15 protein-coding genes are annotated in these 15201 nt (G+C 65.6%); 13 read left to right on the forward strand and 2 right to left on the reverse strand.

Translation table 11 applies throughout. From position 1 onward, the window contains the following. From VEI45_RS15885 to VEI45_RS15910, 6 genes are all read left to right on the forward strand, one after another. Positions 1-228, forward strand: a 228-nt coding sequence (locus VEI45_RS15885; protein WP_324854840.1) for a WXG100 family type VII secretion target, incomplete at its 5' end; no start/stop codon positions are given. Positions 229-261: 33 nt separating this feature from the next. Further along, the gene (locus VEI45_RS15890) at positions 262-546 is read left to right on the forward strand and encodes a WXG100 family type VII secretion target (RefSeq protein ID WP_324854842.1); all 285 of its coding nucleotides are present in this window, start codon (positions 262-264) and stop codon (positions 544-546) included. Positions 547-627: 81 nt separating this feature from the next. Continuing rightward, entirely contained in the window at positions 628-1356 is a 729-nt protein-coding gene (locus VEI45_RS15895) for an MgtC/SapB family protein (protein ID WP_324854844.1), read from the forward strand. Positions 1357-1447: 91 nt separating this feature from the next. Beyond that, positions 1448-2377 (forward strand): sterol desaturase family protein, encoded by a 930-nt coding sequence (locus tag VEI45_RS15900; RefSeq protein WP_414687502.1) that lies wholly within the window; start codon positions 1448-1450, stop codon positions 2375-2377. 142 nt (positions 2378-2519) lie between these two features. Then, entirely contained in the window at positions 2520-3101 is a 582-nt protein-coding gene (locus tag VEI45_RS15905) for a LysM peptidoglycan-binding domain-containing protein (RefSeq protein ID WP_324854848.1), read from the forward strand. Positions 3102-3327: 226 nt separating this feature from the next. Next, entirely contained in the window at positions 3328-3939 is a 612-nt protein-coding gene (locus tag VEI45_RS15910; RefSeq protein WP_414687503.1) for a hypothetical protein, read from the forward strand. Between the two features lie 4 nt (positions 3940-3943). On the opposite strand, the gene VEI45_RS15915 is transcribed toward VEI45_RS15910, so the two are convergent. Continuing rightward, on the reverse strand, positions 3944-4390 hold the full coding sequence (locus tag VEI45_RS15915; protein ID WP_324854853.1) for a nitroreductase/quinone reductase family protein: 447 nt from the start codon (positions 4388-4390) through the stop codon (positions 3944-3946). A 114-nt stretch (positions 4391-4504) separates the two neighbouring features. Between VEI45_RS15915 and VEI45_RS15920 the strand changes: the two genes are divergently transcribed. The 3 genes from VEI45_RS15920 (at position 4505) to VEI45_RS15930 (ending at position 7395) form a co-directional block, all read left to right on the forward strand. Then, positions 4505-5227, forward strand: coding sequence for a TetR/AcrR family transcriptional regulator (locus VEI45_RS15920; RefSeq protein ID WP_324854855.1), 723 nt, complete (start codon positions 4505-4507; stop codon positions 5225-5227). 91 nt (positions 5228-5318) lie between these two features. Further along, positions 5319-5819, forward strand: coding sequence for a VOC family protein (locus tag VEI45_RS15925; RefSeq protein WP_324854857.1), 501 nt, complete (start codon positions 5319-5321; stop codon positions 5817-5819). An 82-nt stretch (positions 5820-5901) separates the two neighbouring features. After that, positions 5902-7395, forward strand: coding sequence for an FAD-binding protein (locus VEI45_RS15930; RefSeq protein ID WP_324854859.1), 1494 nt, complete (start codon positions 5902-5904; stop codon positions 7393-7395). A gap of 37 nt (positions 7396-7432) precedes the next feature. On the opposite strand, the gene VEI45_RS15935 is transcribed toward VEI45_RS15930, so the two are convergent. Then, positions 7433-9343 (reverse strand): ABC transporter ATP-binding protein/permease, encoded by a 1911-nt coding sequence (locus tag VEI45_RS15935; protein WP_324854861.1) that lies wholly within the window; start codon positions 9341-9343, stop codon positions 7433-7435. Between the two features lie 154 nt (positions 9344-9497). Between VEI45_RS15935 and VEI45_RS15940 the strand changes: the two genes are divergently transcribed. From VEI45_RS15940 to VEI45_RS15955, 4 genes are all read left to right on the forward strand, one after another. Continuing rightward, positions 9498-11144 (forward strand): acetolactate synthase, encoded by a 1647-nt coding sequence (locus tag VEI45_RS15940; RefSeq protein ID WP_324854863.1) that lies wholly within the window; start codon positions 9498-9500, stop codon positions 11142-11144. A gap of 76 nt (positions 11145-11220) precedes the next feature. Next, complete coding sequence (gene secA2 / locus VEI45_RS15945; RefSeq protein ID WP_324854865.1) at positions 11221-13545, forward strand: accessory Sec system translocase SecA2; 2325 nt, start codon at positions 11221-11223, stop codon at positions 13543-13545. 80 nt (positions 13546-13625) lie between these two features. Further along, the gene (locus tag VEI45_RS15950; protein ID WP_324854867.1) at positions 13626-14255 is read left to right on the forward strand and encodes a CDP-alcohol phosphatidyltransferase family protein; all 630 of its coding nucleotides are present in this window, start codon (positions 13626-13628) and stop codon (positions 14253-14255) included. Next, positions 14248-15165 carry a DUF881 domain-containing protein gene (locus VEI45_RS15955; RefSeq protein WP_324854869.1) on the forward strand — a complete coding sequence of 306 codons (918 nt, stop codon included), beginning with the start codon at positions 14248-14250 and terminating at the stop codon, positions 15163-15165. Before VEI45_RS15950 ends, VEI45_RS15955 begins: the two co-directional genes overlap by 8 nt. Positions 15166-15201 lie beyond the last annotated feature (36 nt).

Consider the following 15201-nt stretch of genomic DNA (forward strand, 5'->3'; position numbering starts at 1 on the left):
CAGACGGTGGAGGACGAGGCCCGCAAGATGTGGGCATCGAGCCAAAACATCGCCGGTGCCGGCTGGAGTGGTACGGCGCAGATGACGTCTTATGACACCATGGGCCAGATGAATCAGGCGTTTCGCAACATCGTCAACATGCTGCACGGGGTGCGCGACGGTTTGATCCGCGACGCCAACAACTACGAGCAGCAAGAGCAGGCCTCCCAGCAGATCCTGTCCAGCTAGCCCAAACCGCGACACGAGTTTTAGGAGAACGCTATGTCGATCAGTTACCAGTTCGGCGACGTGGACGCTCACGGCGCGTTGATTCGCTCCCAGGCCGCCTCGTTGGAAGCCGAGCACCAGTCCATCGTGCGCGATGTGCTGGCCGCCGGTGACTTCTGGGGCGGCTCGGGTTCGGTGGCCTGCCAGGAGTTCATCACCCAGTTGGGCCGCAACTTCCAGGTCATCTACCAACAAGCCAACGCTCATGGCTCCAAGGTGCAAACCGCCGGCAACAACATGAACACCACCGACAGCGCCGTCGGCTCCAGCTGGGCGTAAAAGTCACCCAGTGCAGCCCAAACTCACGGGACTCGTCCAAACTGGTACTCAGGTCTGCACAGAGAAAAGGAGAGCCGCGTCATGCAGACGCTGAGTATCGCCGAGTTCTTGCTGCGTCTGGGCGTCGGGGTCGGCTGCGGTGCCCTCATCGGGATTGAGCGGCAGTGGCAGGCGCGGCGGGCTGGACTACGCACCAATGCCCTGGTGGCCACGGGTGCGACGTTGTTCGTGCTCTATGCGGTCGTCACCTACGACACCAGCGCTACCCGGATGGCGTCGTACGTGGTGTCCGGGGTCGGCTTCCTCGGCGGTGGGGTGATCCTGCGCGAGGGGTTCAACGTGCACGGACTCAACACCGCCGCAACCCTGTGGTGCTCGGCCGCGGTCGGTGTGCTCGCGGCCGGTGGGCATCTGCTGTACGCCCTGATTGCCACCGGCACCATCGTCGGGATTCACCTGCTGGGACGGCCGCTGGGCCGCCTGATCGACCGCGGCAACGTGGTGCAAGAGGACGAGGATGACCAGCCGTACCAACTACAAGTGATGTGTCGACCCAAGCAAGAAAAACACGTACGCGCCCAGATTGTTCAGCACACCAGCGGCGGCGACTTCGTGCTGCGCGGGGTTCATACCGGGCATGCGGGCGACGATAGTATCGCCTTGACCGCCTACCTGCTCAGCGGCAGGCACGCGCCGGCCCGCTTGGAGCAGCTCGTCGCAGACCTGTCCCTGCAGCCAGGCGTTCAGGCGGTGCACTGGTATGCCGGCGACCAGGACGACCCGATGCCCCGCGCGCCGCGGGCGAACTAGTCCAGGTCAGCCTTTAAGCCCAGGTCGCCGACGTCGTAGGGTATGAGATGTGAACGCGATCGGGGATTTCTTATCCGTGCTGCCCGACCAGATGCGGGACCCGGTGCTATTCGCGATTCCGTTTTTCCTCCTGCTGTTGATTTTGGAGTGGACGGCCGCCCGCAAACTGCAACATCTTGAGCGGGAATCCAACGCGAAAGCCGCCACCGACGCTCAGCGTTCCGCCCGTCCGGGGTCGGGCGCCTACCTGACCGCCGATTCCTGGGCAAGCATCACGATGGGGCTGGTTTCAGTGGCCACCACGGCGGGCTGGAAATTCATCGCCCTGCTTGGCTACGCCGCGATCTACGCCTACCTGGCTCCATGGCACTTGTCCGCGACGCGCTGGTACACCTGGGTGATCGCGATCCTCGGCGTGGATCTGCTGTATTACTGCTATCACCGCATCGCGCATCGGGTTCGGCTGATCTGGGCGACCCACCAGGCCCACCACTCCAGCCAGTACTTCAATTTCGCCACCGCGCTGCGCCAGAAATGGAACAACAGTGGCGAGATTCTGATGTGGATTCCGTTGCCGCTGTTGGGAATTCCGCCCTGGATGGTTTTCGTCAGCTTCTCGATCAACCTGATCTACCAGTTCTGGGTGCACACGGAGCGGATCGGCAGAATGTGGGCGCCGTTCGAGTTCGTCTTCAATACGCCGTCACATCACCGGGTGCACCACGGCATGGATCCCGAGTATCTCGACAAGAATTACGGCGGGATTTTCATCGTCTGGGACCGACTGTTCGGCACGTTCCGCCAAGAGACCTTCCGTCCGCACTACGGGTTGACCAAACAAGTCGACACCTTCAACGTCTGGAAGCTGCAGACGCACGAATATCTGGCTATCGCCCGTGATTTCCGGTCGGCCACACGGCTGAGCGACCGGTTGGGTTACGTCTTCGGTCCTCCGGGCTGGCAGCCCCGCACGCCTGTCGGGCCCGAGGTAGCCGTCAGCGGTCGCCGGGTCGGCGGTTAGCAGTCGTTCATCAATCGTTTTTATTACTGCGAGCCGAAAGCGCCCATCGCAGAGCCGAGATCAGTAAGCTCCGCCTCGTCGTACAGTGGTAACGACGCCCGGCCGGTACCCGTCCGGGGCGCGATGATGAGGAGGGAATGCTGTGGCAGACACGCTCACCGGCGGACAAAAACTTGTCAAGGGTGAATCGCTTACCTCAAGCAACGGGGCCTACACCCTGACGTTGCAAGACGACGGCAACCTGGTGTTGGCATCGCGCGGCCACGCGATCTGGGCCTCGGGGACCAACGGCCAAGACGTGGTCCGCGCCGAGGTCCAGAACGACGGCAACTTCGTCCTTTACACCGCCGACAAGCCGGTGTGGCACACCGACACCAAGGGCAAGAAGAATGTCAGGCTCGTCCTGCAGGACGACCGCAACCTGGTGCTCTACGCCGCCGACGGCGCGGCGTGGTCAACGAAGACCGAGACCGATGCTCCGCCACCGCCGGAGCCGGCAGCCGAAGCGGCCCCGGCGGCCGAGGGGGCGCACGCAGAGGAGGTCGCCGCGACGCCCGAGCCTGAGCCCGCCGCCCGGACCTACACTGTCGAATCCGGCGACACCTTGTGGGCCATCTCCGAGCGGTTCTACGGCGACGGCAGCAAGTACCAGATCATCGCCGACGCCAGCGGCATCGCCAACCCCGATCTGATCCAGCCGGGACAGGTGCTGACGATTCCCTGATCGGGATGGGGAGCGCGACGGCCCATAGCCGGCACCGGACCGGGCCGGCGCGCTCCCAACCGATCGGCTCTCCGGCATTACCGCAGGCAGTCTTCGGTCGGTAACCTGATAGCCGGCCGGTGCCGCGCCGGCTCCTGACGGATCGGAGTCGACGGTGGGCAGTCCGGTAGTCCGCGTATTCGCCGCGACGGTTTCCGGCGGGATACTGGCCGCCTGTTTTCCGATAATGGCCGCCGCTGACCCCGTGCTCGTCTTTCCCGGCATGGAAATCCACCAGGGCGGCCTTTCGTGCACCTTGGGTTACGTCGACCCGGCTCTGCACGTGGCGTTCGCCGCTGGGCATTGCCGCGGCGCTGGACCGGTGACCGACAAGGACAACCACGTCATCGGCAACCTGGCGACGTTCCGGGACAACATACCTAATGGCGCGATCGTGGGCACCGAGCAGCAGATCAGCGACTACGAGTCGATTATGCTGACCGATGCCGTCACGGCGAACAACATCCTGCCCGGCGGACGCGTGCTGCAATCGGACCCGGGCCTTGTCGTTACGCCCGGTGAACCCGTCTGTCATTTCGGTTTCGCCACCGGCGAGACCTGCGGAACGGTCCAGGATGTCAACAACGGCTGGTTCACCATGGGCAACGGCGTCATCAGCCAGAAAGGCGATTCCGGCGGACCGGTGTACATCATCAACCCGATCGGGCAGGCCATGATCGTCGGAATACTCAACAGCGTCTGGGGCAATTCCCCGGCGGCGGTGTCGTGGCAGGCCACCTCGCAGCAGATCCGCGATGATGTGAGCGTATCCAACGGCCCCGCCGCCCCGGCCGCTTAGCAAATCAGCCCGAACTTGCCAGCGCGAAAACGGGGATAGACGGCGCCGCAGCGCGCAACTCGTCATCGCCGGAGTCGGGAGTCAGCCCGGCGATATGGCCTTTGACCTCCCAATACCACCTGTCCAGGTATCGCCTCAGCAGCTCTGCCTTCGCCGAGTCGGACACCTCAGTGGTGTGGAGTCGGCGACGATGCCACCGCGGCCCCACGTCGACGACACCGGCGGCGCGGACATTGCGGACCCACTGCGTGGTGCCGCGTGGAGACACGAGATAGTCGACACCGTCCACGGTCAGCACGTTCACCACGACGCCGCGCGATTTGCCGGTTTTGCGGCCGCGCACGCGAAGCGCCCTGGTGCCGGCGATGCTGATGCCCAACTCGGCCAGCCAACCGATCAGCGCGTTGGCGGCCCGGGCCGCTCGATTGGGTTCGTCGTAGCGCACTGACATGACACATCTCCCTTGACTCAGCCGTTAGAGAGCGGTGCTCTCGGTGGATATGACAGTGCCACACCTGCGGCGGAAGTTCAAGAGCACCGATCTCTTTTGTGCCAGAATGGGTCGATGGGCAAGCGGCGCGACTCGCGTGAGCGCATCGAGGCGCAGATCATCGAGCTCGGCCGGCGCCACCTGGTAGAACACGGCGCGGCCGGGCTGTCGCTGCGTGCCATCGCCCGCGACCTCGGCATGGTGTCCTCCGCGGTGTATCGATATGTGTCCAGCCGTGACGAGCTGCTGACGTTGTTGCTCGTCGACGCCTATTCCGACCTTGCCGACGCAGTGGATCGCGCCCGCGACGCGGTACCCGACCTGTGGAGCGACGACGTCATCGCGATCGCGCACGCCGCCCGTAGCTGGGCCATCGCGCACCCGGCCAGCTGGGCGCTGCTGTACGGCAGCCCGGTGCCCGGCTACCACGCACCGGCCGAGCGGACGGTCGGGCCCGGAACGCGGGTGGTCAGCGCCTTGTTCGACGCCGTCGCCGCCGGCATTGCGACCGGCGACATCATGCTGACCAATTCCCCTGCGCCACAACCGATATCGTCAGACTTTGAACGGCTTCGCCAGGAATTCGGTTTCCCCGGCGACGACCCCGTCATTGCCAAATGTTTCGCGGTCTGGGCCGGCGTGGTGGGTGCAATCAGCCTGGAGGTGTTCGGGCAATACGGTACCGACACGCTCAGCGACCCCGAGGCGGTGTTCGACACCCAGGTTCGGCTGCTGGTCGGTGTGCTGACCCAGCCTGACGTCGGCGCGATGCCGTACCGGGCATCGTCGCCGGATTAGAACGTGTTCAACTCCTGCCTGCGGTGACTGAAAGAGCTGGTGGTGGCAACGTCTTTCTGCCGGGGAGAACGCTGGGATATCCTGCGAGGCGATGAGCCTTTCCGTCGGGTCGCCGGTCCAGATCGCCTGGGTGACTCACGACCTCGACGCCACTGAAACGGCCCTCACCGGCCTGTTAGGCGTCAAAAAATGGGTGAGGTTGCCCGATGTGCACTTCGCGCCGGACACCTGCAGCTACCTCGGCAGACCAGCCGACTTCGTCGCCAGCATTTCACTGAGCTATCTCGGCGACATGCAGTTGGAGCTGATCGCACCGGTCCGCGGCCCTAATATCTATAGCGACTTTCTGCGAGACAGCGGGCCGGGTTTGCACCACATCTGCGTCGAGGCCGACAGCCCCGAGCAGTTCGCAGAAACCTTGGCCGCCGCAAGCGAGCACGGTGCGTCGGTGGTTCAGCAGGGCGTGATGCCCGGCGGTCTGCGGTTCGCTTATTTGTCTGCCCCGCAGGCCGGGGTGCCGTTCGTGGAGGTCGCGCATTTCTCTGCCGAGATGCGGCAGTTCTTCGATTACATCAAGCAGGAGCAGCGGTGAGCTGCGCCGGCGATGATGCAGTGGGGGCACCCCCAGCCGCGCAGCGGCGAGGGGGATGTAGCGATGACGTGGAGCGGCGCCAGTGAGCACTGAAATACCAGCAACTTTCAGCGCTGACGACGTGTCGTCGTGGTCGGACGACGTCGACGTGGTGGTGATCGGTTTCGGTATCGGGGGTGGCTGCGCAGCGGTGAGCGCGGCCGCCGCCGGCGCGCGGGTTCTGGTGCTGGAACGCGCCGCCGCGGCCGGCGGCACCACCGCGCTCGCCGGAGGGCACTTCTACCTCGGCGGCGGCACCGCGGTCCAGCAGGCGACCGGGCATCCCGACTCGCCCGAGGAGATGTACAAGTATCTCGTCGCGGTATCGCGCCAACCCGACCACGAGAAGATCCGCGCCTATTGCGACGGCAGCGTCGAGCACTTCAACTGGTTGGAGGACTTGGGCTTTCAGTTCGAGCGCAGCTACTTCCCGGGAAAAGTGGTCGTCCCGCCGGGTACCGAAGGCTTGAGCTATACCGGCAACGAAAAGGTGTGGCCCTTCTGCGAGCAGGCCAAACCCTCGCCGCGCGGGCACTCCGTGCCGGTGCCCGGCGAACTTGGCGGCGCGGCCATGGTGATCGACCTGTTGGTCAAACGCGCCGACGACTTGGGGGTGCAGATCCGATACGAAACCGGGGCAACGAATCTGATCCTGGACGCCGACGGCGCCGTGGTCGGCGTCGCCTGGAAACACTTCACCGAGACCGGCGCGGTCATGGCCAAAGCGGTCGTCATCGCCGCCGGCGGTTTCGCGATGAACCCGGAGATGGTCGCGGAATACACTCCCGCGCTGGGCCAGCCGCGGCGCACCAAACACCACGGGCTCGTGGCACCCTACATCCTGGGCAACCCCAACGACGACGGACTGGGCGTGCGGATGGGCGTCTCGGCCGGGGGCGCCGTCGAGAACATGAGCGAAATGTTCATCACCGCGGCTGCCTATCCGCCGGAAGTTCTGCTAACGGGTCTGATTGTGAATAAGGAGGGCAAGCGCTTCGTCGCCGAGGACTCCTACCACTCGCGCACATCGGCTTTCGTGCTGGAGCAGCCAGACCAGACCGCGTACCTGATTGTCGACGAGGCCCATAGCGAGATGCCCGCGATGCCGTTGATTCGGTTCCTCGACGGCTACGAAACGGTCGCCGAATTGGAGACGGCGCTCGGCATACCTGCAGGCAACTTCGCGGCGACGCTGAACCGCTACAACGAGTTTGCCGCTGAGGGTGAGGATCCAGATTTCCACAAGCAACCGGAATATGTTGCGCCGCAAGATAATGGGCCCTGGGCGGTGTTCGATCTGTCACTCGGGCGGGCGATGTACTCCGGATTCACAATGGGCGGCCTGAACGTCACAGTCGACGGCGAGGTGCAACGCCCCGATGACAGCGTAATCCCGGGCCTTTATGCGGTCGGCGCGTGCGCATCCAATATCGCCCAGGACGGCAAGGGGTACGCCAGCGGCACGCAGCTCGGCGAGGGATCGTTCTTCGGCCGCCGCGCCGGAACGCACGCGGCCCGCGGGGCCGGGCGCGCCTAGGCGCGCTAAAACTCAGCGCCGGAACGCACGCGGCGGGCTAGACCCGGGCGGGCTCGCCTTCCAGCGGGCCCAGCCGCCATTGGCCTGCGCCGAGCAGCTCGAGCCGCTGATTGTGGTGGTGTTCGACCGTGCTGCGGTGACTGACGCTGACCAGGATGGTGTCCGGCAACTCGCTGCGTAGGAGCCGGTACATCGCCAACTCCAGCCCCTCATCCATCGCTGACGTGGCTTCGTCGAGAAATACTGCCTTGGGTTTGGTCAACAGGACCCGAGCGAACGCGACCCGCTGCTGCTCTCCGGGTGACAAAACCTTCACCCAGTCCTGAATCTCGTCGAGCTGGTCGACCAGATGCCCCAACACAACCTTGTTCAGCACGTCGCGAAGTTGGTCGTCAGACACGTCGCCCTCGGCCGCCGGATAAGACACCACTGCCCGCAGATCACCCAGCGGCACGTAGGGAAGCTGCGAGAGGAACATGGTGGCGGGGCCGTCGGGTCGGCGCAGTGTTCCGGTCGCGTACGGCCACAGCTGAGCGAGGCTGCGCAGCAGCGTCGTCTTGCCGCTGCCGGACGGGCCGGTGATTACCAGTGCGTCGCCGGTGGTCAAGTGCACGTCCAGTGGGTCGATGAGCTGGTCGCCGTCCGGGGTGCGGACCTCTACGCTCTCGATGTCGACTTCGCCGTCGAGGCTTGATTTGACCAGCAGCTCGGGCAGCTCGCGGGCCTTCTCGTCGGCCTCCACCAGGCCGTTGAGCCGGATGATCGCCGCGCGATAGCTCGCGAACTGGTCGTAGGCGTTACGGAAGAAGGACAGCCCGTCGCTGATGCTGCCGAACGCGACCGCGGTCTGCGTGACGTCGCCGAACCGGATCTGGCCGGCGAACAGCCGCGGCGCCTGGATCACCCAGGGCAGCGGGACGATCGCCTGGCTCACCGACAGGTTGAAGCCGAACCAGCCGACGGTCCGGTTCACAAACCGCAGATAGTTGTCGATGATCGGGCGGAACCGGCCGTTCAGCTGCGCGCGTTCGGCCCGCTCGCCCCGGTAGAAGCCCACTGCCTCAGCGGCGTCGCGCACGCGCACCAGCGCATAACGGAAGGCGGCGTTGGTCAGCTCGTTGCGGAAGCTGAGCCAGATCAGCGGCCGTCCGATCCGGAAGCCGACGATCGTGGCGAACAACACGTAGACGATGACGATCCAGAACATCGCTTTGGGCAGGCTGACACCGAACAAGTTGAGTGGTCCGGACAGATTCCACAGAATCGCCGTGAACGAGACCACCGACAACATCGCATTGACCGCACCGAACAACAGCACGCTGCTGGTGCCGTTGGACGGCACGTTGGGGGTGGCTCCCACGTTGGCGGTCAAAACGTCGATGTCTTGCTGAATACGCTGGTCGGGGTTGTCGATGGTGCTGTCGATGAACCTGCCGCGGTAATACGCCCGCCCCTCCAGCCAGTCGCCGGTGAGCCGCTCGGTGAGCCAAACCCGCCACGCCACGACGAAGCGCTGCATGAGATAGATGTCGAGCATGAAGCGAGCGATATGCAGTACCGCCATGATGCTGAAGATCAAAATCGACATCCAAAAGCCATGTACACCCGACTGTTTCACGGCCTTGTCGTGAATGGCCATGCCCTGCACGGCGGTCTGGACGGACGAGCTCAGATCGTTGGCCTGATAGCTGAACAGCACATTGAGGCGCACAGCAACGACGACCGACAACAGCAGCGTCCCGAGCATCAGCCACACCCGGAAGCTGTGCCGACCGATGAAGTAATCGCCGGTGATCCGCCAGAATTGGTGACCCCACGGCGTGAGCGCTCGCAGTAGCGCCAGCACGGCGACCACGCACACCGCGCTGATCAGCCATGCCAGCGCCACCCAGGACAATGAATCGGCCAGCGCGTGACCCCAGTTGATGGATGGCTTGAACAGCTCCACGGTGCGCCTGCTCCTCTGGTTTTGGGCTAGCGGTACTAGGTGTGCGTCGAACGCTCGCCAGACGGACTTGCTCGCGAAGCTACCGCAGGGGGGTGGTCAACGCGTTGGCGAGGCGGGCAGCTTCGCCGCCGAAGCCCGGTCGTACGCTCGGCGGATGGACACCGACGCGGAGAACACCTTCCACGCGGGCCGGCTGGTCGCGCGCCGGCTGAAGGCCAGCGGGATCGACACGGTTTTCACCTTGTCGGGTGGCCATCTGTTTTCGATATATGACGGCTGCAAGCATGAGGGTATCCGGCTGATCGACACCCGGCACGAGCAGACCGCCGCCTTCGCGGCCGAAGGCTGGTCGAAGGTGACGCGCCAGCCGGGTGTCGCCGCGCTGACCGCCGGTCCGGGCGTGACCAACGGGATGAGCGCGATGGCCGCCGCGCAGCAGAACTCCTCGCCGCTATTGGTTCTCGGAGGTCGGGCGCCGGCGCAGCGCTGGGGGATGGGATCGCTGCAGGAGATCGACCACGTTCCGTTCGTGGCACCGCTGACCCGCTTCGCTGCCACCGCGCCGTCGGCCGAGGCCGTCAGCGGGCTTGTCGACGAGGCGCTGCGGGCCACCGTCGGCGCGCCGTCGGGTGTCGCGTTCGTCGACTTCCCGATGGACCATGTCTTTTCCGTGGCCGCCGACGACGGGCACCCCGGTGCGCTGACCGACACGCCGGCACCACCTCTGGCCGACGGCGACACACTCGACCGCGCGGCTGGTTTGCTGGCCGCCGCGCGGCGTCCGGTGATCATGGCGGGCACCAACGTGTGGTGGGGGCACGCGGAAGCGGCGCTGCTACGCCTGGCCGAGCAGCGACGGATACCGGTGCTGATGAACGGCATGGCCCGCGGCACCGTGCCCGCAGACCATCCGCTGGCCTTTTCACGGGCACGGTCAAAAGCGTTGGCGGAGGCTGACGTTGCGGTCGTCGTGGGGGTGCCAATGGATTTCCGGCTGGGCTTCGGCGGGGTGTTCGGAGCAGAAACCCAACTGATCGTGGCTGATCGCGCCCGACCCGACCGTGACCATCCACGGCCGATCGCCGCCGGTCTCTACGGTGACCTGTCGGCCACCTTGACCGCGCTGGGTGAAACGATCGCCGCCGGCGCGGCCGGTCACGGTGACTGGCTCGCCGGGTTGCGGGCGGCCGAGACGACGGCTCGAGACCGCGAACGGGCCGATCTGGCTGACGACCGCAGCCCGCTGCATCCGATGCGGGTCTACGCCGAACTGGCGCCACTGCTGGACCGCAACGCGATCATCGTCGTCGACGCCGGTGATTTCGGGTCCTACGCGGGCCGGGTCATCGACAGCTATGTGCCGGGCGCGTGGCTCGACAGCGGCCCGTTCGGCTGCCTCGGTTCGGGCCCGGGCTACGCGCTGGCCGCCAAACTGGCCCGGCCTGATCGACAGGTGGTCTTGCTGCAAGGCGACGGCGCTTTCGGATTCAGCGGCATGGAATGGGACACGCTGGCCCGGCACAACGTGCCGGTGGTGTCGCTGATCGGCAACAACGGGATCTGGGCCCTCGAAAAGCACCCGATGGAAGCGTTGTACGGCTATTCGGTGGTGGCCGAACTGCGCCCCGAGACCCGCTATGACGAGGTGGTGCGTGCGCTGGGTGGACACGGCGAGCTGGTGTCGACGCCCGCCGAGCTTCGACCCGCGCTGTTACGCGCCTTCGGCAGCGGCCTACCCGCCGTCGTCAACGTGCTGACCGACCCCGCAGTCGCTTATCCACGCCGATCCAATCTGGCGTGATGCGGCTTCGGCCCAATGGCCGACTCCTTCTCAGGGCGTCCCGCCCTGCATCGTCGCCGGCCGGTACCGTTGATCTGTGCCAAAGACCACCAGCGCGCTGTCGGGCCGCATGAGTAGCCGATTCTGGCGGCTGCTGGGCGCCAGCGCGGAGAAGAATCAAAGCCATTCGCTTGCCCAGGCCAGCGCCTCCTCGGAGTATGACGAGAAGGCCGCCGGCCTCGACGACGAGCAATTACGTAAAGCCGCCGGCCTGCTCGACCTTGACGACCTCGCCGAATCCGACGACATTCCACAGTTCCTCGCCATCGCGCGGGAAGCGGCCGAACGCTCCACCGGGCTACGGCCGTTCGATGTGCAACTCCTCGGCGCGCTGCGCATGCTGGCCGGCGACGTGATCGAAATGGCAACCGGCGAGGGCAAAACCCTGGCCGGAGCGATCGCCGCCGCCGGGTATGCGTTGGGCGGCCGGCACGTTCACGTCGTCACCATCAACGACTATCTGGCCCACCGTGACGCCGAGTGGATGGGTCCGCTGCTGGAGGCGCTGGGTCTGACGGTCGGCTGGGTCACCGCGGAGTCGACGGCGAAGGAGCGTCGCGCGGCCTACCAGTGCAACGTCACCTATGCCTCGGTCAATGAGATCGGGTTCGATGTACTGCGCGATCAGCTGGTCACCGACGTCGCCGACCTGGTGTCGCCGAACCCGGACGTCGCGCTGATCGACGAGGCCGACTCGGTGCTGGTCGACGAGGCGCTTGTCCCGTTGGTGCTGGCCGGAACCACCCACCGCGAGACGCCGCGGCTGGAGATCATTCGGCTGGTCGGTGAATTGCAGGCCGGTGAGGATTACGACACCGACTCCGACAGCCGCAACGTCCACCTGACCGAGGCCGGGGCTCACAAAGTCGAAAAGGAACTCGGCGGAATCGATTTGTACTCCGAAGAGCATGTCGGCACCACACTCACCGAGGTCAACGTTGCGCTGCACGCGCATGTCCTGCTGCACCGCGACGTGCACTACATCGTGCGGGACGAGGCGGTGCACCTGATCAACGCCTCCCGCGGCCGTATCGCCCAGCTGCAACGCTGGCCCGACGGTCTGCAGGCAGCAGTCGAGGCCAAGGAAGGCATCGAGACCACCGAGACCGGTGAGGTGCTGGACACCATCACGGTGCAGGCACTGATCAACCGGTATCCGACGGTCTGCGGCATGACCGGCACCGCACTGGCCGCCGGTGAGCAGCTGCGGCAGTTCTACAAACTCGGTGTTTCCCCGATACCGCCGAACACGCCGAACATCCGCGAGGACGAGACCGACCGGGTGTTTATCACGGCTGCGGCGAAAAACGACGCGATCGTCGCCCACATCATCGAGGTGCACGAAACCGGACAGCCGGTGCTGGTCGGCACCCACGACGTGGCCGAATCCGAAGAGCTGCACGAGCGGCTGCAACGTCGCGGTGTGCCGGCGGTGGTGCTCAACGCCAAGAACGACGCCGAAGAGGCCCGGGTGATCGCCGAGGCTGGCAAGCTGGGCGCGGTCACCGTGTCGACCCAGATGGCTGGCCGCGGCACCGACATCCGGCTCGGCGGCTCCGACGAGGCCGATCACGACAAGGTGGTCGAGCTGGGTGGGCTGCACGTGGTCGGGACCGGTCGGCACAACACCGAGCGGTTGGACAACCAGCTCCGCGGACGCGCCGGCCGCCAGGGCGATCCGGGTTCATCGGTGTTCTTCTCCAGCTGGGAGGACGATGTTGCCGCGGCCAACCTCGAACCCAACAAGCTGCCGACGAGGACCGACGAGGACGGCCGCATCGTCAGCAACAAAGTGGCCGGACTGCTGGAGCATGCCCAGCGGGTCGCCGAGGGCCGGCTGCTCGACGTGCACGCGAACACCTGGCGCTACAACCAGTTGATCGCTCAGCAGCGCGCCATCATCGTCGAGCGGCGCAACACCCTGCTGAGCACCGCCGCCGCCCGCAAGGAGCTGGCCGAGCTGGCGCCCGAGCGGTATGAGGAGCTCTCCGAGAGCATGTCGGAAGACCGCCTGGAAACGATCTGCCGGCTGATCATGCTGTATCACCTCGACCGCGGCTGGGCCGACCACCTGGCCTACCTGGCCGACATCCGGGAAAGCATCCATTTGCGCGCCCTTGGTCGGCAGAACCCGCTGGACGAGTTTCACCGGATGGCCGTGGACGCTTTCGCGTCCCTGGCGGCCGACGCGATCGAAGCCGCCCAGCAGACGTTCGAAACCTCTCCAACGATCGAGGAGGAGCCGGGTGTGGACCTGTCCAAGCTGGCCCGCCCGACGTCGACGTGGACGTACATGGTGCACGACAACCCGTTGGCCGACGATTCGCTTTCCGCGCTGAGCCTGCCCGGTATCTTCCGCTGAGGCTGAAGCGAGCTAAGGTCACGCGTCATGGAGCGCGCCGACGACGATGCAGAGTGCTGCGATAGGCAGGAGCGGCGCTGATGAACCAGGGGCCCGCACACGACCGGCTCCTGACGGTGCCCAATGTGCTCAGCGCGATCCGGTTGATGTTGATCCCGGTCTTCGTCTACTTGCTGCTGGTTGACCATGCGAATGCCTGGGCGGTGGCCATCTTGATGTTCAGCGGCGCATCCGACTGGGCGGACGGGAAGATCGCCCGACTGCTGAACCAGTCGTCGAAATTGGGGGAGTTGCTGGATCCGGCGGTCGACCGGCTTTACATGGTGACCGTTCCGGTCGCGTTGGGGCTGCGCGGCGTCGTGCCGTGGTGGATCATCGCTGTCCTGCTGGCCCGCGATGTGCTGCTGGCCGCGGAACTGCCGCTGCTGCGCACCCGCGGGTTCACCGCGCTACCCGTGATCTATATCGGCAAGGCCGCGACTTTCGCTCTGATGTCGGCCTTTCCGCTTATTTTGCTTGGCCATTACGACACCACGTGGAGTCGTGTCATCTTGGCCTGCGGCTGGGCCTTTTTGATCTGGGGCACGTACTTCTACCTGTGGTCGTTCGTGTTGTACACGGTGCAGGTGGTGTTGGTGATGCGGCGGCTGCCCCCGGTGCGGGCCGGCCGCGCAAAGCCGCTGCCGAGCAGGGCAGACGCAGATGGCTGACCAGGCGCTCGGCGGCTACGACCCCGACGCGGGCCTCAGCGCGCACGAAGCGGGACGACCGCAGTTGATACCGGTGCCGTCGTTGCTGCGTGCCTTGCTTTCCGAGCATCTGGATCCCGGTTACGCGGCGGCGGCGGCCAAGCGGGGCCGCTCCGGCGAGCCACGGACCGGTCGGGCCCGCGTTCAGAACTGGGTCTGGCAAGGGTTGGCAGCGTTGCTGGTAGCGACGGTGTTCGCCGCCGCCGTTGCTCAGGCTCGGCTGGTCGCGCCGGGGGTGAGCGCGGCCCAACGGGTGCTGGCGGGCAGCGTTCGCTCGGAGGAGGCGGCGACAAGCGACTTAGCGGGACGCCGGAATGCGCTTACGGCGCAACGTGATGACGTTCAGCGGCGGGCGTTGGCCGACGACGCGCAGGGCCAGCGGCTGCTCGCCAATCTCGACAGGCTCAGCCTGGCCGCGGCGAGCACGCCTGTCACCGGTCCGGGTCTGAGTGTGACGGTGACCGACCCCGGCCTCGGCCCGAATCTTTCCGACGTGTCCAAGCAGCGGGTGGCCGGCAGTCGGCAGATCATCCTTGACCGGGATCTGCAACTGGTGGTCAATTCATTGTGGGCCAGCGGCGCTGAAGCGATCTCTGTCGGCGGCGTCCGCATCGGGCCGAACGTGACCATCCGGCAGGCAGGCGGCGCGATTCTGGTTGACAATAATCCGATCAGCAGCCCCTATACGGTCCTTGCGGTCGGACCCCCGCACTCGATGCAGGATGTCTTCAACGGCAGCCCCGGCCTGCGGCGACTACGGCTCTTGGAGGCGTCTTACGGCGTCGGTGTCAACGTCAGCGCCCGCGACGACCTCACGCTGCCCGCGGGGGCGGTCCGAGATGTCAAGTTCGCCAAAAAGATTGGGCCTTAATGTTGAAATTCCTAGTGGCAGGACGAGCAGCGTCGA

The organism is Mycobacterium sp. (genome assembly GCF_035623875.1).
Taxonomy (GTDB): domain Bacteria; phylum Actinomycetota; class Actinomycetes; order Mycobacteriales; family Mycobacteriaceae; genus Mycobacterium.